The organism is Streptomyces sp. NPDC048254 (assembly GCF_043201895.1).
Taxonomy (GTDB): Bacteria; Actinomycetota; Actinomycetes; order Streptomycetales; family Streptomycetaceae; genus Streptomyces.
This window is the reverse complement of sequence record NZ_JBICZJ010000021.1, coordinates 57,277-76,349: the sequence shown is the minus strand read 5'-3', so window position 1 is coordinate 76,349 and position 19,073 is coordinate 57,277. Positions and strand designations below refer to the sequence as shown.

Here is a 19,073-nt window from a genome sequence, read left to right as displayed (position 1 = left end):
TGGCGTGCATCACAGTGCTTTCTGGTCACAGGTATGTATGATCGGTCGCCGAATTGTCGGGGCTGCAGGCGCGGCCCAATTCTCCGGAAAATCACCCGTAATGCACGGCTTCAACCAACCGACGTTGAAGGTGCTTTGTGTCCAATTTATCTCCCCTTCGCTCCTTTGCCGAAGTGGAATGCAAACTCAACCGAGATGCACCTACAGTCACCCTGTTCAGCGGTGGACTCGACAGTGCCTACCTCCTGCTCCGGCTCCGCGACATGGGATTCACCGATGTTCACGCGGTCAGTGTCAACGTCGGCGAAGCCGAAAATCACGACCAGAAGACACAAGTAGCCGAGGCTTTGGGCGCCAAGCTTCACGTCCTCGATTGTCGAGAGCGATTCGCCAGGGATTTCGTAGCCCCGGCCATCTCCGCTCAGGCGGTCTATCTGAACCTTCATCCAGTCAGTTCCAGCTTGAGCCGCCCTCTGATAGCTCAGCGTGCCGTCGAATTTTCCATATCCCTCGGTGCACAAGCCATCCTTCACACGGCGAACAGGTCTCAAAATACGCTGCGCCGCCTCAATGGTGCCCTGCAGGTCCTGGAATACGACGGCCTGTACGGCAGTCCGTACGACATGGAGCCGGTTGACCGTGCCGACAAGCAGACCGCCCTGGCTGCCGCGGGCATCGATCTGCTCCGGGATCGCGCTATCAGCGGCGACTCGAACCTCTGGTGCCGAGAATTCGAATCCGGAATCCTCGATGACCCGGAAAATCATCGCGTTCCCGACTCGTTGTTCCAATGGAGCGCGACCAGGGAGGATACCGAGCCGTGCAGCATTTCGATCGGCATTGAATCAGGAATTCCGGTTTCAGTCGACGGTCGCCGTATTCCCTTGGTGGATCTGATTTCCGAACTCAACGATCGTGTGGGGGCCTACGGCATAGGGAGGTACTCCGGGCTGGAGCACCTGGACAATGGAGAAAAAGTCCTCGAAATCCGGGAAATGCCCGCAGCCTGGATCCTGCTGCGTACCTACCGCCATGTCGAGGCGGCGTGTCTGGACGCCGAACTCCTAAGGGAGAAGCAGCATCTGGAGCAGCTCTGGGTGCGAGAGGCGCTCGAGGGCCGCTGGTTCGGCGACCTGCGGCGTGCCGTACAGGCATTCATGAACACGTGTTCCGAGCGCACCACCGGGACGGTCACGTGGGAGCTACGCCAAGGCGGGGCCGACACCCGTGCGATCAAGGCTCCCCACCCCCGCTACCTCCGCGACCGCGAGCGCTGGGAAAAGCAGTCGATCGAGGCGGAATCCGCCGTACACCGGTTCTTGCCGGCTCAAGCGCAGAACGCGGTATCCGGGGTCTGATTCCCGCCTCACGGCCCGACGCGGACTGATCGCGCTTCCGTGGCGGACACGAGTTCCAGTCCGGCCGACAGTGCCCTGTGCCGCACCGCCCCATGGCGCCGGCCCTTACCGTCCCCCGCGCGGCATGCGGCCTGCCGATGCGCCCCGCAACTTGCCGATAACACAAGGAGGATCACCCTTGCGCGTGCTCGACATTGACCGCAGCACCTCGACAGAGATCGCGACCTTCGTGAACTCGGTCCTCGACAACACCCCCTCGCAATCTGACATGCGATTCGCCGAGCAGGTGCTCAGACAGGGAAGGACCGTTGTCCCGGCCCTTGCCGAGGCGTTATACAACGCGCCCTGGGAAGCTGTCCTGATACAGGGGCTGCCCACGTTCGACATGGTGGCACAGACGAAGATCCTGACGCTGCTTCTGGCAGACTGCGTGGGCCGGCTGACCGCCTACGCGGACTTCAACGCGTCCGTGCTCACCGACATCCGCCCGAACCCCCAGTCGCGAGAGCAAAACGCCCAGCCGGAGCGGCTGGGCATGCACAACGACTTCCCCTTCATCACCGACAGGTCCCGGCCCGGGTTCATCGTTCTGGTCACGCACGAGGCGTCGGGGGAGATACCGCGCACGCTGCTCGCGCCGGCCGATGCCATCGTCGAACGACTGGACCACAAGACCGTGGCGCGCCTCCAGCAGCCTCGATACACCGCACTCGTCGGCACGAAGCTGGCCTGGCCCGAACCGCGCCGGTTCACGTTCCCCCTCTTAGTCCGTACCGGTGACCAGTGGCGGGTGCTCTACCACTTCGACACCATCAACACCGACCCCGACCTGCCCGCCGACGAGTTCGAGATCTTCGACGCGGCCCGCCGTCGGCTGGGGGCGCTGGCCGACGAACTCGGCGACCAGCACGGCCACGCGATCCTGAAAGGCGAGGCCCTCGTCGTGCCCAACGACCACTACCTGCACGGGCGCGAGCAGATGGAGACCGGACGAAGCGACCGCTTGGTGTTCAGGGCCTACGCGACACATCCCGACGCCCGACCCGAGTGGGAATCCCTGATGGTCCGGCTGGGCGATGAGTGACCGCACGGTGATCGTGGGCGGCGGGCATGTCGGGCTCACGTTGTACGCCGACATGAGGCGGACCCGCCCTACCGCCGACGTGCGTGTGGTCTCGTCCAGGGTGCCGGACCCGGCCGAGGTACCGCTGACCATGCGCGACATCCTCACGGACGAGATCCACACCGTTCCGAGCAGGCGCACGGACTTCCTCCGGGACGACCCGGCGGTGTCGGAAGCCCTGGCCGCCGCCGACTGCGTGCTGGTCACGGTGCCGGACATCCCCAAGGTACGGTCCTCCGTGGTGTCACGGCTGTTGGAGCTGCTGGCCCACCGCCCGGTGCCGATCGTGATGATCCGTGGCGGCCAGGGAGGCGCCCTGTGGCTGGCCGAACGCCTGGCGGATCCGCGCGCGGCCGCCTGGGAGGTGCTCCTGGTGGAGGACTCGCTCTACGGGTGCCGGGCGCAGGGTGGCCACATCGAGTACAAGCGCAAGGACCAGATCGGTGCAGCCCATTACGGGCAGGACCCGAAGCTCCCGCTCGAGGCACTTGCGCGCGCGCTGGGTGAGCCGGGGTGGCTGAGCAGGTTCGCCCTGCGCACTCCGAGCGAACTCGTCTTCGACCCGCTCGGCTACTACATCCACACCGCCGTCGCCCTGGACCCCAGCAACGTGGTGCGGACCGCGCGCGGCGAGAGGTACCTGCACTACAGCGAGGGCATCGACCCCACCCTCGGCGAGCAACTCGACGCGATGGACACCGAGCGGGTCGCGCTGGCCGGGGCGTACGGTGTCGAGAGCGACACCTTCCCCCAGATCCTCAGGCGTCAGTACGGGCACCAGCCCCGGTCGAACTTCTACGCCACCATGGCCGCGACGCGTGATCTCTACCGCTCGCTCTCGCCCTCGGACGTCGGCAGCCTCCGGCTGTCGCGCACGCTGCGGGAGGACATCCCCGCACTGTTCACGATGCTGGAACTGGCCCGGGTCCAGAACATACCCATGCCCACCACCAGCGCGTTCGCCGACGCCCTGCCGTACCTGCTGGACCGGATCGGCCTGGCCATCACGGACATCGACCGGTACCCGCCGCCGGCCCGCGGCATGGACGGCGAGGCGGTACGGCGTCTGCTGGACGACCGCACGAAGTACCCGACCAAGGAAGACTCATGAGCGTGCAACAGACCGAGACCACCGTCCGCGACACCGTCGCGGCGCACTGGCTCGCCGCCCTGGAGTACGACGACCCCGAGCCGAACGACGACTGGTTCGACTTCGGCGGCGACAGCCTGGGCGCCGTCCAACTGCTGGGCCGGCTCGAACGCGAGGGGCTCGTGGCCGAGATCTCGGACTTCTTCCGCACCCCGACCCTGGACTCGCTCGTGCGACTCGTCGGCGACGCCAAGCCGACCGACACGGCCGCGCAGCCGGCGCCCCGCGAAACGTCGGCCGGGGCTGAACTGCCCTTGACGCCGACCCAGTTGTTCACGGTGGTCACCGACGGCGATACCCGGAACTGGCACAACGACCACCTCACCGTCCGGCTCTGCGAGCACGCCACCTGGGAACGGGTGAACCACGCGGTCCGGACTCTGGCCCTCGCCCACCCTGCCCTCACCGCCCGGTTCGCCTTCGCCGACGGCCAGTGGACGCAGCAGGTGCTCCCCGCCGACCAGCGCGTCATCCCTGTGGTCGCCGTGCCGGTGAAAGGGCACGAGGCCATCGGCCCCGTCGACGCCGCAGTCCGGGACCGAGGGACCCGTTTCGACATCGCCCGCGGTGAGGTGTCCGCCGCGCTCATCTGGGAGGAAGAAGGCAACCCGATCGGGCTCACCCTTCTGTTCCACCACCTCTGCGCCGACGGTCACAGCGCAGACGTGCTGCAGCACGACATCGTCGCAGCCCTGCACGACCCGGCCGACGCGGCCCCGCCCGAGGACAACTACGTACCATGGCTGGCCCAACTCGCCGAACTGACGGTGAGTCGACAGGTCGTCCTACCCGAGACACCCCACGACGACGAGATGGCGTTCCCCGTCAGCGGGCTGCGGCACACGACCGTCCACCTGGAGGTCGGCGACCTCACGTCCCGGGAGATCGCCCCTGCGCTCCTGGCGGCGATGAGCCGCGGGGTCCGGCATCTGCCCGACCCGCGCGCCCGCGGCGTCGACATGACCTGGCACGGCCGCGACGCGATCCGGGGCTGGCCGTCGCTGGCCACCACCGTGGGCTGGTTCTCCCAGCTCAGGAGGCTGGAGCTGCCATCCGACGCAGCCTGGACCGTGCCCGACGCCCTGCGCGCGCTGGAGACGTTCGAACAGGACAACGAGTCGTTCGTGACCGGGGGCTCGGCCACCGCCCTGCTCTCCACGCCCGCCGCGCTCTACCTCAACTACCGTGGCTCGCTGCGCGGCACGCTGTACGCGCCGGTGCACGACTGCCTGCCTGTCGACATGGACTTCGGCCCGCAGTCGTCGCCCGACGCGACCACGCCTTATCACCTGCGCTGCGTCGCTGACCGGATCGACGGTGGCGTCCGGCTCGGTATCAAGTACCGTCCCGATTCTCCTGTCGCCGCCGGCGTCATCAAGTCCCTCCGAGCGGGAGTGGCACAGTGAGCGGGGCGTCCGCCGGGGCCGGCCCGAACATCGGGCTTCTGGTGGGGACTACACCGTCGGTGCCCTTCGCTGACCTGTTCACCCAGGCCCGCGACCGGAGGCTGCCCGTACTGGTGCCCGCCGCGGTCGTCGCGTCGGCGCCCGAGGTCACCGCCCTGGCCGACTCGGTGGGAGCACACTGGGAGGTGGCCGGTGACGACCTGGTGGCCGTGGGACGCGAGCGCGGGCTGGACACGATCCTCACCTTCGACGAGCGATTCGCCTACGAGTGCATGGCGGCCACGGTCCGGCTGCAGAACGCCGACGCCCCGCGGCCGCAGGACAAGTTGGATATGCGTGTGCTGCTCAACGAGCACGGACTGTCGCACACCCGCGCGTGGGAGCTCGCCTCGGACGACGACGTCGCCGCGGCGCTCCAGGAGGTCGGCACCCTTGTGGTCAAGCCCCGCCGGGGCGTCTCAAGCCGTGACGTGGTGATCGTCCGCGACCTGCCGTCCTGGCAGCGGGCCGCGGCCGAGCGTGACCTGGACCTGTCGTCGGGCGAGCTGTACGCCGAGGAGTTCCACGAGCACCTCCCCTTCGGCGAGCACCGGAACTGGTACGCCTCCTATCTCGCCGTCGACGTCATCCACGGCATCCAGGGGACCGTGTTCCTGCCCGCGGACCGTAGGAAGCAGGCGGCCAACTACGGCGAGACCGGTTCCCTGGTGCCGTCTCGGATCGGCGCGGAGGAGCGCGCCGCCCTGGAATCCTGGGCCGGCGCCATCGCCGCGTTGTGGCAGGGCATGTGGCCGGCCTTCCACATCGAATTCGTGCACACGGCGCAGGGCTTCCAGCTGATCGAGGTCAATCCCCGGCTGGGTGGCCACCTGCACGTCATGGTCAAGGCGGTCTCGAAGGACGGGGACCTCATCGGCGCGGTACTCGACGCCGTCTCGGGAGGCGAATCACACCTGCCGGAACTACGGAGCCATGCCAGCTACATCCTCGTACACCCGCCGGAGGGTGCCCTGACGGTCGACGCCCCGCCGGACTACCGCGGCCTGCTGCGCGATCACCCGGGGGTCACCGTGGCCCGGCGGCGCCGCGCCGGCACCCGGTTCGACCCCCGTGACGGAACGCTCAACGCCCTGTGCGAACTCCTCGTGACAGCACCGGACGCTCAGGCGCTCCGGGCAGGGATCGACCGATCGCACGCACACGTCATCTCGTCCGCCCGCTTCAGCTACGGAAACCTCGCATGACCCTGTGGACCCGCGTCGCCGAGCTCGCCGCAGCCCGGCCTGACCGTCCCGCCTACAGCGGAGCCGACGGCGAGCACACCTACGGTGACCTGCTCTCAGACGTCGCCGACCTGTCCCGGACGATCGAGGCCCTGGCCCCGCGCGACCACGTGGTCGCCGTCTCCGGGCAACGGGCCTACGGCACCCTGACCTGCCTGCTGGCGTGCCTGGCCACCGGCCGGACGTACCTACCGGTGGACGAGCGCTGGCCGGCCCACCGCATCGACCTCGTCGTGTCCGAGGCCGGTGCCGCGGCCCTGGTGGAGGTGGGTGACGACCAGAAGCCACGCGTCGCCGCCATCTACGGCACGGGTACGGCGGCGCCCCGGCCGGGACTGGGATACGTCATCTTCACCTCCGGCTCCACCGGTCTGCCCAAGGGCGTCATGGTCGAAGAGGCCATGCTCGAGGAGCGGCTCGTATCGCTGACGCCTCTCCTGGCCGACGACGGGACCGTCAGGTTCGTCCTCAACACCTCCATCTCCTTCGATATCTCGCTGATCGAGCTGCTGCTCCCGCTCCTGGTCGGCGGTACGGTCGTCTGCCCACCGCCGCTGAGGGCCGATCCCCGGGGCTTCGCCGATTTCATCGCCCGGCACGGGGCCACCCACATGCAGGGGACGCCGAGTTTCTTCAAGCTGATCGAGGCATTCGACGTCGGGCTCCCTGCGGACCTGGAAGTGTGGTGCGGGGGCGAGGCGCTGGACACACGGCTCGCCGGGCGGCTGGTCGACCGGTTCGGGATCGTACGGAACTTCTACGGCCCGACCGAGGCCGTCATCTGGTGCACCTTCCACACCCTGACCCCGCACGCCCTCGACTCGGTCGGCCTGCCCTTCGGCGGCACCGATGTGCTCGCCCCCGGAGCCGACGCACAGCACCCGGCCGAGCTCGTCCTCGCCGGGCGCGGGCTCGCGGCCGGCTATGTGCGCCCCGCTGACGACGAGGGCCGATTCGTCGAACTGCCCGAGCACGGCCGCGCCTACCGCACGGGGGACCGCGGATGGGTCGCCGGCGACGGAAGGGTCCATGTCGCGGGACGGGTCGACCACCAGGTGAAGGTCAACGGCTACCGCCTGGAGCTGACCGAGATCGAGTCCGCGGTCGAGAGCCACCCCGCGGTGCGTCAGTGCGCCGCTTTTGTCCTGCCGGGTTCCGACGAGGGCTCCGTCCGGCTGGCCGCCCTGTATGTCTCGGACGAGAGCATCCCGGTACGTGAGCTGCGTGAGCACATGCGCCGCACCCTGCCGTCGTACGCCGTGCCCCAGCAATTGCGCAGAGTGGGCGAGCTTCCGCTCACCACCGCGGGGAAGGTGGACCGGCGACTCCTGCGTGAGACGGCGGCCTCGCAGGCCCCGCAGCCGACCGTGAGGACGGCCCGATGACCATGCAGCAGACGATCGGAAGGATCGAGCCGGCCTCCCGCACCGACTGGGTCCTTCCCGCCGACGTGGCCGGGGCGCCCGGCGCCGAGCGCCTCCAGGGGAAGCGTATCGGGGTTGTCGGCGGCGGTCTCGCCGGCCTCACCACCGCCTTCGTGCTGGCCGGGATGGGCGTCCACGCGGACCTCTACGAGGCCGCGGAGCGCTTCGGCGGACGCGTTCTGACCCTGCGTCACGGCGACCCGCTGCCGGACGATCCGACCCGCAGAGTCACCCTGCCGGACGGCCAGCTGGTAGAGGCCGGCGCCACCCGCGTCCACCCGCACATGGTGACCATGGAGTACCTGCGCCTGCTCGACATTCCGATCGCCCCCCTGGTCACCCGCAACGACGACGCCCTGCTGCAGGTGGGTCAGGGCACCGGCTCCCAGGTGCTGCGCCAGCGGGACTGGTGGCAGGAGGTGCTTCGCGCCGCTGTGCGCCCGGACGTAGCGGACGCCTTCCCGCACCTCGTGGCGGACGGCGCCGCGGATCAGGCACCGCACCGCACCCGGCGCGCCTTGGGCGCCCTGAGCGACGTAGGGGATCCGACGGCGCCCCCGGCCGTCGGCCGGGAGCCGTGGGAGGCACGGCTTCTCGTGGACGGCGCCCCCGCCCGGTCCCTGCTGGCCGACCTGTCGGCACTGAAGTCGACCACCCTGTTCCGCATCGTCGGCGGCAGCGACGTGCTGGTCTCCCGACTCGCCGAGCGCCTTCCCGCCGCCCAGCGGCATCTGTGCCACCGGCTCAGCTCGGTCGTCACCACGCGAGACGGCATCCGACTCGGCTTCGCCACCCCGGAGGGAGCACGGCACGAGACGTACGACCACGTCATCCTGGCGCTACCGCCACACCAGCTCGCCTACGTGGTCGAGGACTTCCCCACCGATCTCCGTACCGCGCTGGAGGTACCCGAGCCGCGACCCGCTGTGAAGGCGTTCGTCGCCTACGCCCAACGGTGGTGGGAGCACGAGCTGGGCATCTACGGCGGCACGTCGTACCCCGATTCGCCGGTCGACCGCCTGTGGTATCCGAGCGCGGCCTGGCACGGACCGGGCGGCATCCTCACCGCCTACTGCCTCAAGGACAACGCTCGTGCGCTGGACGCCGTGGACGAGGAGACCCGGCATCGGATGGTCGTCGACCGGATCGCCGCGCTCCATCCCGGAGTGTCGGCGGCCACGGAGCCGGTGGCGGTCCACTCGGTGTCGTGGTCACGAGTTCCGCATGTCCACGGGGCCTGGGTGAACTGGCCCGGCTACGAGCATCCGGCCTTCCGCCGGCTGCAGCAGGGCCTGGGCCGGATCCAGTTCGCCGGGGACTGGCTGAGCCCGCTCACCGCCTGGATGGCCGGGGCTTTCTCCTCAGCGGGAGAGGCATTGCTGAGAACGATCGAGAACGCAAGTGAAAGGAAGTAGGGCCGTGACATCGGTGTTGCTCATCGGTTCGGACAGGTACTTCGCGGAAGCCTGTGTCGCACGTGGTCTGGAGGTCATTGCCGTCCGGAACGCCAGCGCGATACGCAACGGAGTACTCACCTTCCCCGAGGAGGTACGGCAGGTCCCGGTCGCGGACCAGACCGACACCGAGGCGGTACTCAGCGGCCTCGCCCACGCTGGGCTCTCCCTGGGCGACTTCGACGGGATCTACACCAATTACGAACTTGCCGTGGTGATGACGGCCGGCCTGGCGCAGGCGGCAGGGGTGCCCGGGCCGGGTACCGACGTGGCCGTGCTGATGCGCGACAAGTACCTGCAGAAGCAGCGGCTCGCCCAGGCAGGTGTGCCCGTGACGCGGTCCCAGGTGTTCTGGACCCCGCCGACGCCGGCCGACGTCGCACAACTCGGATATCCGCTCGTGCTCAAGCCGGTCGCCGGAGTGGGAACCGAAGCCACGGTGCGGGTCGACGACCCCGAGGCCTTCCGGAAGGCCGTCGCCTCGTTCTTCCCCTCCGGGACGGCGTACAAGGGCCTGCAGGTCGAGCAGTTCGTCACAGGCGAAGAGTTCTGCCTCGACGGCTGGGTGCACGACGGCGTGATCGGATTCAGCTCGGTGGGCCGCTACGCGCGGACCTGCCTGGAGGCCGTCGAGGCCGGAGCGTCCTTGCGGGTCTGCCGCTGCACGGAAACCACACACCCCGGCCTGGCCGCCGAGGCCGATCGGCTGGCCGCCGACGCACTGACCGCCCTCGGCCTGCGCAACGGGGTCTTCCACCTGGAGTTCTTCCGGCTCCTCGACGGGCGGCTGATGTTCAGCGAATGCGCCGCCCGGCGCGGCGGACCGTTCAACGAGGAGGAGGTGCGGATCTCCCGGTCCACCTCGCTGGCCGCGGCGTCCGTGGCCCTCTGCCTGGACGAGCAGCCGAAGGCCACGCCGACCGAACCAGCCCGCGAGGTGGGATCGGTCCACCCCAAGCTTCCCTCCGGCGTGGTCCTCGACTTGCCCCGGGCCGAGGAGCTGGCCGCCCTGGACGGCGTGGAGTACGTCCGCTACTACACCTATCTGGGTGCCACTTACAGCGGCCCGTCGAGTTCGCTGTACCAGCCGGCGGCGGCGATGCTGGTGAGCGCGCCCACGGCGGCCGAGCTCGACATCCGCCTCGACCAGGTGGAGTCGGCCTTCGTGAAGGGTGCGGTGGTGAGCCCGAACACGTCCCCCCGCCACATGCGCGACTTCCAGAGCGAGATGCTCGGGCGGGATGATCTGCGATACCGGCCTTTCTCGGCCGGCCCAGGGCACGACGGACAGGGGCAGGACATATGAGCACGACGCTGGATCACCACGCACCGGGCCGGATTCTCGTCGTGGACCCGGCGCTGGGTGACCAGGCGTTGACGGAACTGACCGCCTTCATGGACCTCGGCCTGGTGCCGACGGTCAACCTCCGACGAGTGGCGGACGCCGCGCTCCGTGCCCGGATCGAGGCCGCCTGGGAGACGGTGGACTTCGACGGGTTCTCCGAGGAGGAGCTGGCCCGGCGCCTGGAGGACGAGGGGCGCGGCTATCACGCTCTGAAGTGCCGGGCCGGAATTCCGCTCACCGAGGCGGTGCTGGAGCGGGCGACGCAGGACGGTCTGCGCCGGCGCCTGGCACTGGTCGGGCGGGCCGCTGCCGGATTCGACACCTTCGACCGGGCGGCGGCACAGCGCCTGGGAGTCGCGATCCGGACGACACCGGGAGCCAACGCGGCCGCAGTGGCCGAACTGACCGTGGCCCTCATCCTCGACACGCTGCGGGGCGTTTCACGGCGGTCGGACGCCCTGCGCGCGGGCTCGTGGAGCGCGGCAGTCGAGGACCTGCCCGCAGGCAGCCTCGCGGACGCGCGGGTGGGGCTTGTGGGCTCCGGGGCGATCGCCCGGCGGGTCGCCCAGCTGGTACGCGCGTTCGGTGCCGAGGTGTGGGTCTTCGGGTCGCCGCGCTTCACCCAGGAACGGGCGGTCGGGTGGCCCGGTCGGCGGGCGGAGTCCCTCGCCGAGCTGCTGACCGGCTGTGACGTGGTGTCGGTTCACGTGCCGGCCACCCCGCAGACCGACGGTCTCATCGGGGCGGAAGAACTGCGGCTGATGCGGCCGAACTCGATCCTGATCAACACGGCCAGGGCGAGCGTGGTGCGTGAGGAGGCCCTGGACCAGGCGCTGCGAAACCCTGCCTCCGGACCCCGGCGAGCCGCGGTGGACGTCTTCGAGGTGGAGGGGCCCGGCTTCTCCTCGGTCCTCTCGGACAACCCTCACTGCACTCTGTCCCCTCATGTTGCGGGCATGACCCGGTCCGCGTTGCAGGCGGCGTCACACCGCCTCCTGGAGGAGCTCGAACGCTTCCTGAAGGAGACAGGGCTGTTGAGCGGTGGTCCGAGCTGATGCCGGGCTGGGTGACCCCGAGGCGCGCCCTCGGCTGGGCGACGCTTGTCAACATGTCGGGAAGCGGCGCCTACATTGCCGGCCTGACGGTCTTCCTCGTCCAGACAAGAGACGTCTCGGCAGCGGTCGCGGCTGCCTGCATTCTCGTCAGCACGCTGGGCGGCAAGTTCGGCGCGCTCCCCTTCGCCTCCGTGATCGACCGGCTCGGCGGCAGGACGACGTACGTCTCCACCAAGGTCGTGAGCGGGCTGGCCACGGCGGCACTCCTGACCGTGTCGTCGCCGGTTGTGATCACTGGGTGTCTGATCGTCTACGGCCTGTTTTCGGCGGTGGGGGGGTCGGCGCGCAACGTCGTCATCCGGGACATCGCCCAGACCGACACCAAGATCTATCGCGCCAAGCTCCGGAGCCTGGCCAACACCGGAATCGTGCTCGGCAGCAGCGTCGCCGCCGCCGCGCTGGCCTGGGACGTCCCGCGGGGTGCGGTCGCCTGCATGGCTGTCAACGCGGTGTCCTGCCTCGCCTGCGCCGGTCTGGTGGCGTCAGGTGTTCCGGCGGCGGGGCCGGAGCGGCCCGGGCCCACCCACACCGAGGAGGGGCAGGCCACCTCTCATGCCCTGTCCGTGTGGCGGCTGCTGGTCCGCCCAAGGCTGGCCGTCTTCCTGGCGGTGAGTGCGGTCTTCTCCCTGATGACTCCTGTGCTCACCTACGCCGTTCCGCTGTGGATCTCTCGGTACACCTATCCGCACGACGCGTGGCCGGTGGGCATCCTGGTGGCCACGAACGCGGTCATCGTGATCGTCCTGCAGGTGCCGGTGGGCCGTATGGTCGACCGGCGGGACCGGCCGGAAGCAGTGATGGTGCTGGCGGGCGTGACGCTGGGAGCGGGCCTGACGACGGCCGGAGCGAGCGCCCGGGTGTCGGGGCCGCTCTCACTCGTCATCGTTTGGCTGGCTGTCGTGCTGGTCTCCCTGGCCGAAGTGTTGTTCTCCGCGGCCACCACCGAGCTGCTCTTCGCTCCGGAGATGGCGAGTCATCTGAGCCGTACCTCGTCGCTCTTCACCTTCGCGTGTGCGGTCGGAGAAGCTGTCGGCCCGGCACTGCTGCTCGCGGTCGCGCTGCGCCCCGCCGCGACGGGCTGGTTCGTAGTTGCGGCCGCAGTGTGGGCGTGTGCACTCCTTTACCTGCGCGCCACCGCTCTGCTGCGGTCCCGGGAAGCCGGTGAACGCGCGGCTGCCGTCTGACCGCACCGCTCGTGTTTCCTAGGTGGTCCCCGTTTCACCACCGCGCGCGGTCGGCAGCTCACGGCAGCGTCACGGCCATGGCGACGAGCAGCCACGGGTTGAGCGCGACGGCCAAGACCACGTACCTCACCGTGAACGCCGAGCCCAGCGGTCAGCCGGATCGACTGCGGGAGCCGCTCGGACGCCCTCTTGACGCCGACGAGCATGACGAAGACGAGAACGGTGGTCAGCGTCCGCAGCAGACCGAGCACGCGCACGCCGTTGACGGGGCTTCATCACGCTGGTGAAGCGCGGGATGAAGCCCGGCGAAGAGGCGGATGCGGACGTTGCGCACGCGCAGCGGCGAGTCCGCGGACGCGGACTTCGCCTTCTACCACTTCGTCAGGTCTGTCACGGAGTCAGTCCCTCATGCGGTTGTGCGGAGAACACGGAGGATCGGGCACCGTCCCGCGCGGACCCGGCGGAGGCGAAGACGTCGAGGTCGACCATGCGCGCCCCGCGCAGCCCGTGGCATGAGTGAGGGATGTCGAGGCGCGGTGGACGGGCGTGGTCGGTGAAGTAGACCGGCTCCAAGGCACGGGTGGCGTCGACGGCGATCACCGGATGGGCCGCGAGGAAGTCACGCAGCGGAGCGCTGTCCCGCCCGCAGCGCAGCAGGATCCTCGACTCGCCCAGCTCGCCTCGGGGGATCTCCGCGGTGGTGCCCAGGTGACGCTTGCTCTGGAAGGTGCCCTTGCGCAGGAAGGGTTCACAACCCTGGAAGTCGACGCGGGAGAACCCCGCGTCACGGGCCCAGTCGAGCAGGAAGTGGTTGGCCGTCTTGAGTGCCTCCCGCTCCAGGTGGATCGGGTCCCCGTCGAGCCATCCGACCAGTCGCGCGTTGCAGACGTCCGTGTCGACATGACACAGGACCGCGGCCACCGGGCGCCCGTCGTCGGCCAGGACCTGGAAGAGGAATCCCTGGCGGAACAGGGAGTCGAAGGCCGCCGCCTTCCCCGTCGACCTGGCGTGCGCGCCGTGCCGGACATCCATGGTGGGAAGGTGCATGCGCTCGTAGAAGAACTCGAAGTCGGCCGGATCGTGCGATATCGCGGAGGTGTAGCCCCACGCGCGCACCCGGCGCCGTTGGCGCTTGCGCTCCTGGGCCGAGATGGCTCCGGCCGGGGTGGTCGGGTCGGAGGCGCCCGGGGCCGAGGCGGCCGGCGGCGTCAGGTGGGCGACGAGGTGGACGCGTAACGGGAGGACCACGTCGCCGGGCAGCACCAGGGGCGGCACGCCGGGGTCACCGACACCGCCGCGTGGGTCGGCGGGGCAGACCACGGCGATCAGATCGTCCTCCGGATCCACGGGGATGGCGGAGAGCAGATCGGACACCGAGCCAGAGCCGGACGGCACCGCCCCCTCGCGGACGGAGACCGGAGACCCCCCGAACGCCGCGGTGCGCAGATACGGCTCCAGATAGCCCATCGACGCCTTGAACGCGACACAGAGCAGTCCGAAGTCGCGGCCGTAGGCCCTGCCCCGACTGCGACGGTAGATCACTTCAGGCACGCCAACCCCAGGATCTCGCTCGGCCGCACCCCCGTGCTGAACGTGCGGAACAGACTACAATCGCCCGCGATCTTCCAGGGCCGCGGTACCGCGTCAACGGGGCCGGGCCCCAGCCAGGACCGACCACAACCGGCGCTCCATGGAAGGACTTCCATGACCACTGAGACCTTGATGATCATCGGCTCCGGGGCGCTCGCCCGGTCCGTGTGCTGCGGCTTGGCGACCGTCGGTGGTCCCGGGTTGCGTCTGGTCGTCGTGGGCAGGGACCGGGCGCGCACGGACGAGACCGCGTATCTGGCGCGGGCCGCCGCCGCGGCGGCGGGGCGCCCGGTGACCGTCGAGCCGTGGTGCGCGCCGGACAGCGACGTCGAGCAGTTCGCGGAGGCCGTCGCGCACCACCGGCCCGTCGGCGTGGTCGTCTGCGCCTCGTTGCAGTCGCCCTGGGAGCGCAACGCGGCTCCTTCCGCGTGGACTTCGCTGCTGGCCGAGGGCGGGTTCGGGCTGAGCCTGCCGCTGCAGAGCGCCCTAGCGCTGCGTGCGGCCAGGGCTCTGCGGGCGACCGGATCCGATGCCTGGATGGTCAACGGCTGCTTCCCGGACGCCGTCAATCCGCTGCTGGCCGCGCTCGGTCTCACGCCGTTGTGCGGCATCGGGAACATCTCCACCATCGCGGAGTCACTCCGCGCGAGCTTCGGCCCGAACGAGCGGGACTCGGTCCGTGTCCTGGCGCACCACCTGCACCTGGGAACGGTCGCGGAGGAGCTCGAGGCCGTGGCGTTCCTGGAGGACGAGCGCCTGTCGGACGTCACGGTGCGGCTGGCCGGTCAACGCACCTGCGCCCGCACGGAGCTCTCGCGCGTGGCCGGCGCCGCCGCGGGACGTCTCCTGCACGCTCTGGTCACGGGGGTCGAGATCCGCGCGCATGTGCCGGGCCCGCTCGGGCTCGCCGGCGGATACCCCGTACTGGTCCGGCATGGAGCGGTCCGGCTGGACCTGCCGGCCGGTGTGTCCCAGGAGCAGGCCGCGCAGTGGAACGCGCTGTGGGCGGTCCATGACGGCGTGAGCGTCGACGGGGAGCAGGTGTGCTTCCCGGAGCAAGCCGCTTTGGCGCTGGGATCGTGGTTGGCGGACCGCGCGGAGGGCTTCCCGGTCACGGCGATCGACGAGGTGATCGGGGAGTTCGGCGACCTTCGGGAGAAGCTGAGAAGGGACGCGGACCCCTCCGGCGGTTCGGCTGCCATGGCCGGAGTGACGGGCCGTCATTCCTGACCCCGGCCCTGCGAGGCCACAGCGTCTGCGGCCCGGGACGGCGACCCGGGCCCGTCCGGCCTCGACCAGGCTGTCGATGTGGAACAGGGTGTCCTTGACGAACTCCTCCGCCTCGTAGCGGCGACCCGCGCAGAAGTCCGGTGCGTCCAGGGGTCGTGGGATCTCCGTGAAGGCCGGCACACGCACGCCGTGTGCGGCGAGGTGGCGCTTCATGCCCGCCTTGTCGCGCACCTGCGGGACCTGCGCGAGGACTGGGCCGGGCACGTTCAGCCGCTCCCGCATCCGCAGCCGCGCCGCGGGAAGCAGCAGGGTCTCCGAAACGGCGCCCACCCGATGCACGGCCGGGCCCCGCGACAGCGCGCCGACCTGGGACTCGGTGTCCTCGAAGTCGGCGATCGGGAGCACGCTCTCGGCGCAGCCTTCCGGCAGGTGTGTCCGGTGGGGTGGCACCAGCGCGGTCACCCGGTGGCGGGCGAGGGGCAGGAACGGACTCCCGTCGGGACGGCGCGACCGGCCGCACCCGGACTGGTCGAGCATCACCACGTGCTCGCGGCCGTCCACGAGGTCCGTGGCCCCTGCCACGCTTGCAGCCCTCCCAACATCTTGATCAGCTCGGGCTCCCGGCCGTCGGGCCGACCAGGGTGTCTCCGACGGCATGGGACGGTCCCTCCAGCGGTCACTCGGTGGTTCTTCGGTCCGGCTCTTCTTCGTTGTGCTGTCCTGCGCGCACGCCGCGGTCATCGGCGGGGGGAAACCACAAGCGTGTTGAAACGGACGGTGGACTGGGCGATGGTGACGAGCCCCTTCGCGTCGGCGAGGTCGTAGCGGACCATGCAGCCGCCGTCCTGACCGTCCACCACGTACGGGCTGATCACGCCGGACAGCGCCGTCTCGACGACGGACTCGGACGCGACGTCCCACAGTCGCATCGGCATGCTCAGCGACTCGTGGTACTCCTGGACGATCCAGGTGCCCTCGTCGATGGCCTGCGCGCAGGCATCCACCCACTGCGCGGGCTGTGTCAGCCGGCCGATCACGACCTGCCGCCCGGAGTCGCCCACGCCGTTCTTGAGCACGAACGACTCCTGCTCCGCGGCCAGCAGGCCGGCGGTGGCGCGGGTCCTGCCCCGGTAGTCGACCGGACCGTCACGGACGAGCCGACTCCACGGGACGTACCGGCGCACCAGTTCCCGCTCGCGGGAGCTCATCCACGGCAGGCCCTCCGAAAGCAGTGCGAGCATCTGCTTGTTCGCGAGCTGGTACGAGGAGTGGGGGGCCAGGGTGAGTGCGCCGCCGGCCCGGGCACCGACCACGGCCTCGAGCCCGGAGCCGTCGTGGAGCCGGTCCAGCGCCACGAACTGCTTGAGCACGATCCCGAACCGGCCGTTCTCCGCGGCCCGCACGGCGAGATCGTCGACCAGCAGGTGCTCGGCCTTGAAGCCGTGCCGGAGCAGATGCGAGACCTGGGTGTCGTAGACGGCCTGCTCCGCCGGATCCGGCCTCGGCTCGCGGAGGATCGCCACGCTGCGTTCGAGGCCGAGGCGGGCACACAGCCTTTCCAGCGCCGCGGTACGGGCGGCGAAGGGGCTCGAGCAGCGCAGCCCGGCGTCGGCGTAGATGTCCAGCCAGGTGCGCTGCAGTGCGTGGGTGTGCGGCATCCCGCCGGTCGCGGCGCTCACGTTGAACTCGATGAACCGGGGGCCCTCCGCGGTGAGCAGGACATCCGGCCGGTACTGCCAGTCGGCGTAGGCGTGCTCGTATTCGGGCGCCCCGTACAGGGGCTCGAACTCCTCCGGCATGCCCAGCCGCCGGTTGCGTGCGACCGGAGTATCGCCCAGGCGCCACACCGCCCGCTTGAGCAGGTCGGCCAGCGCCTGGGCGGCCCGCACGATCTCGTCGTAGGCGGCGGCCGCCATGACGACCGGTGTCAGGGGAATCTGCGGCTGCCAGTAGAACGGCAGCTCGCTCATCCCCTCCTGCAGTCTCCGGACGATCTCCTCGGGCCCGTGCGGCGGAGGCACCATGATCATTCCGGCGGCATGGTCCTCTTCCGGAGCGCCCGTCACGAGGCGGTCTCGATCAGGTCGAGCAGCGCCGCGGGACCATCGATCTGGACGCACCGGTCGGCCGGCAGCGGCGGCACGGCGGCATCCCAGTAGGAGCCGGAAGCGTGCAGCACGATGTGCGGGGTCCGCACGAGGCCGCGGTCGATCGCGTTGAAGACGCCGGTGAGCACCATCAGCAGCGACCACTCGCGCAACTCCGCGGTGTCCTGCGGCAGCAGGTCGAGTTCACCGAGGAACTCGCGGACCTCGGCGAAGCGGGCGACGCATTCTCGCCGGGAGACCACGATGCCGCCGCCGAAGCGGCCGCGGATCAGCTCCGTCATCGCCGGGGCCGTCGGAGGGTTGCGGGTGTAGAAGGTCGCGTCCAGCACCTCCTCCGGGTCGTCGGTCTCGAAGGGGAAGTCCGGGTCGCTGTGCTGGACGAACGGCCCGTCCGGCTCGGTGCGGGTGTACCTGGGCGGACCGTCCTGGCGGGTGCGCTGGTGGAGCACCATGTCCGGGGCGCCGAGGTGTTGCACCAGGAAGTACCCGCCCTCGGGCAGCGGCGCGGAGTCGGCGCGCAGCGCCTCACGGCCGAGTTCATAGCCGAGGAGCCCGTATGCGCTGGAGACGGCGTGGGCGTGAAGCCGCGCACCTTCGGCCGGGGCGACGCCCGCCGCGATGGCGTCGTACTCGACGAAGGCCCGCATGGTGTCGGCGAGACGGTAGTTGTCGAGCGCGAGGGTGTACCAGTGGTCGACGTCGCGGCGGTCGAGCTGCTCGGTGACCTTGAAGACCATCTCCTTGAGCTCGGCTCCGCTGGAGACCTCAGCGACGGCCACGGGGTTGTTCCGGGTGAAGGACGCGTCCTCGTCGGCGGAGCAGAGCCTCAGCTTGCCCGCCGAGGCACTCGGCACGATCATGACCACGCGCACCAGCTCGGAGCCGGGCAGTGCCAGTGCCTGCGCCCTGGCGAGGGCGTCGCGAAGCGCTGTTCCCTTGTTGCCGGAGGTCGGCGTGACGATGGTCAGCGGCCTGCCGCTGGAGCGCGCGTGCAGAATGGCCCGGGCCATGATCGTGTTGGAGGCCAGCGACTTCGTGGTCCGGGTGCCCGGGGTACCCATCAGGTCGAGCAGGTCGAAGCGGTGGCCCCGGTAGGACGGGAGCCTCAGGTAGCGCAGCGGCGTGGCGCCGAAGAACGCGCTCCACAGCGGGTCCTCGGGGTCGGGCACGGCGAAGGCGGGCTCGAAGCCGGCGCGGGTGGCCACGGCGGCTGACTCCATTTGCCGGGCGACGTTTTCAAGCCGCCGGTGGTACCGGTGCAGTGGGTCGGCGATGGTCAAACCCACGCCGGAGCTGGTCTGGA

Annotated in this window: 15 protein-coding genes; 12 read left to right on the top strand and 3 right to left on the bottom strand. The window is 69.9% G+C overall.

Annotated elements, in window-relative coordinates; all coding sequences use genetic code 11:
- The first annotated feature begins 137 nt into the window (after window positions 1–137).
- The 11 genes from ACGFZQ_RS41840 (at window position 138) to ACGFZQ_RS41790 (ending at window position 13,129) form a co-directional block, all read left to right on the top strand.
- On the top strand, window positions 138–1,358 hold the full coding sequence (locus tag ACGFZQ_RS41840) for an argininosuccinate synthase-related protein (protein WP_393844828.1): 1,221 nt from the start codon (window positions 138–140) through the stop codon (window positions 1,356–1,358).
- A gap of 184 nt (window positions 1,359–1,542) precedes the next feature.
- Entirely contained in the window at window positions 1,543–2,442 is a 900-nt protein-coding gene (locus ACGFZQ_RS41835) for a TauD/TfdA family dioxygenase (RefSeq protein WP_393844827.1), read from the top strand.
- A complete protein-coding gene (locus tag ACGFZQ_RS41830; RefSeq protein ID WP_393844826.1) occupies window positions 2,435–3,592 on the top strand; it encodes an NAD/NADP octopine/nopaline dehydrogenase family protein in 1,158 nt (385 codons plus the stop codon). Before ACGFZQ_RS41835 ends, ACGFZQ_RS41830 begins: the two co-directional genes overlap by 8 nt.
- Window positions 3,589–5,037: a phosphopantetheine-binding protein gene (locus ACGFZQ_RS41825; RefSeq protein ID WP_393844825.1), complete on the top strand. Its 1,449-nt coding sequence runs from the start codon at window positions 3,589–3,591 to the stop codon at window positions 5,035–5,037. The genes ACGFZQ_RS41830 and ACGFZQ_RS41825 overlap by 4 nt, the downstream gene beginning before the upstream one ends.
- A 59-nt stretch (window positions 5,038–5,096) precedes the next feature.
- Window positions 5,097–6,281 (top strand): hypothetical protein, encoded by a 1,185-nt coding sequence (locus ACGFZQ_RS41820; protein ID WP_393844824.1) that lies wholly within the window; start codon window positions 5,097–5,099, stop codon window positions 6,279–6,281.
- Window positions 6,278–7,705: an AMP-binding protein gene (locus ACGFZQ_RS41815; protein ID WP_393844823.1), complete on the top strand. Its 1,428-nt coding sequence runs from the start codon at window positions 6,278–6,280 to the stop codon at window positions 7,703–7,705. The genes ACGFZQ_RS41820 and ACGFZQ_RS41815 overlap by 4 nt, the downstream gene beginning before the upstream one ends.
- Window positions 7,702–9,159: a flavin monoamine oxidase family protein gene (locus tag ACGFZQ_RS41810; protein ID WP_393844822.1), complete on the top strand. Its 1,458-nt coding sequence runs from the start codon at window positions 7,702–7,704 to the stop codon at window positions 9,157–9,159. Before ACGFZQ_RS41815 ends, ACGFZQ_RS41810 begins: the two co-directional genes overlap by 4 nt.
- 4 nt (window positions 9,160–9,163) lie before the next feature.
- A complete protein-coding gene (locus tag ACGFZQ_RS41805; RefSeq protein WP_393844821.1) occupies window positions 9,164–10,504 on the top strand; it encodes an acetyl-CoA carboxylase biotin carboxylase subunit family protein in 1,341 nt (446 codons plus the stop codon).
- Window positions 10,501–11,598 carry an NAD(P)-dependent oxidoreductase gene (locus ACGFZQ_RS41800; RefSeq protein WP_393844820.1) on the top strand — a complete coding sequence of 366 codons (1,098 nt, stop codon included), beginning with the start codon at window positions 10,501–10,503 and terminating at the stop codon, window positions 11,596–11,598. The genes ACGFZQ_RS41805 and ACGFZQ_RS41800 overlap by 4 nt, the downstream gene beginning before the upstream one ends.
- Complete coding sequence (locus ACGFZQ_RS41795; protein ID WP_393844819.1) at window positions 11,598–12,842, top strand: MFS transporter; 1,245 nt, start codon at window positions 11,598–11,600, stop codon at window positions 12,840–12,842. Before ACGFZQ_RS41800 ends, ACGFZQ_RS41795 begins: the two co-directional genes overlap by 1 nt.
- Window positions 12,843–12,919: 77 nt before the next feature.
- Complete coding sequence (locus ACGFZQ_RS41790; RefSeq protein WP_393844818.1) at window positions 12,920–13,129, top strand: hypothetical protein; 210 nt, start codon at window positions 12,920–12,922, stop codon at window positions 13,127–13,129.
- A gap of 103 nt (window positions 13,130–13,232) precedes the next feature.
- Here the strand turns inward: ACGFZQ_RS41790 and ACGFZQ_RS41785 are convergent, their stop codons facing one another.
- Window positions 13,233–14,393, bottom strand: coding sequence for a hypothetical protein (locus ACGFZQ_RS41785; protein ID WP_393844817.1), 1,161 nt, complete (start codon window positions 14,391–14,393; stop codon window positions 13,233–13,235).
- A gap of 153 nt (window positions 14,394–14,546) precedes the next feature.
- Between ACGFZQ_RS41785 and ACGFZQ_RS41780 the strand changes: the two genes are divergently transcribed.
- Window positions 14,547–15,662 carry a hypothetical protein gene (locus ACGFZQ_RS41780; protein WP_393844816.1) on the top strand — a complete coding sequence of 372 codons (1,116 nt, stop codon included), beginning with the start codon at window positions 14,547–14,549 and terminating at the stop codon, window positions 15,660–15,662.
- Window positions 15,663–16,399: 737 nt separating this feature from the next.
- On the opposite strand, the gene ACGFZQ_RS41775 is transcribed toward ACGFZQ_RS41780, so the two are convergent.
- Both ACGFZQ_RS41775 and ACGFZQ_RS41770 read right to left on the bottom strand, forming a co-directional pair.
- Window positions 16,400–17,632 carry a hypothetical protein gene (locus ACGFZQ_RS41775; RefSeq protein ID WP_393844815.1) on the bottom strand — a complete coding sequence of 411 codons (1,233 nt, stop codon included), beginning with the start codon at window positions 17,630–17,632 and terminating at the stop codon, window positions 16,400–16,402.
- Between the two features lie 92 nt (window positions 17,633–17,724).
- Window positions 17,725–19,056, bottom strand: coding sequence for a DUF6002 family protein (locus ACGFZQ_RS41770; RefSeq protein WP_393844945.1), 1,332 nt, complete (start codon window positions 19,054–19,056; stop codon window positions 17,725–17,727).
- Between the last annotated feature and the right edge of the window lie 17 nt (window positions 19,057–19,073).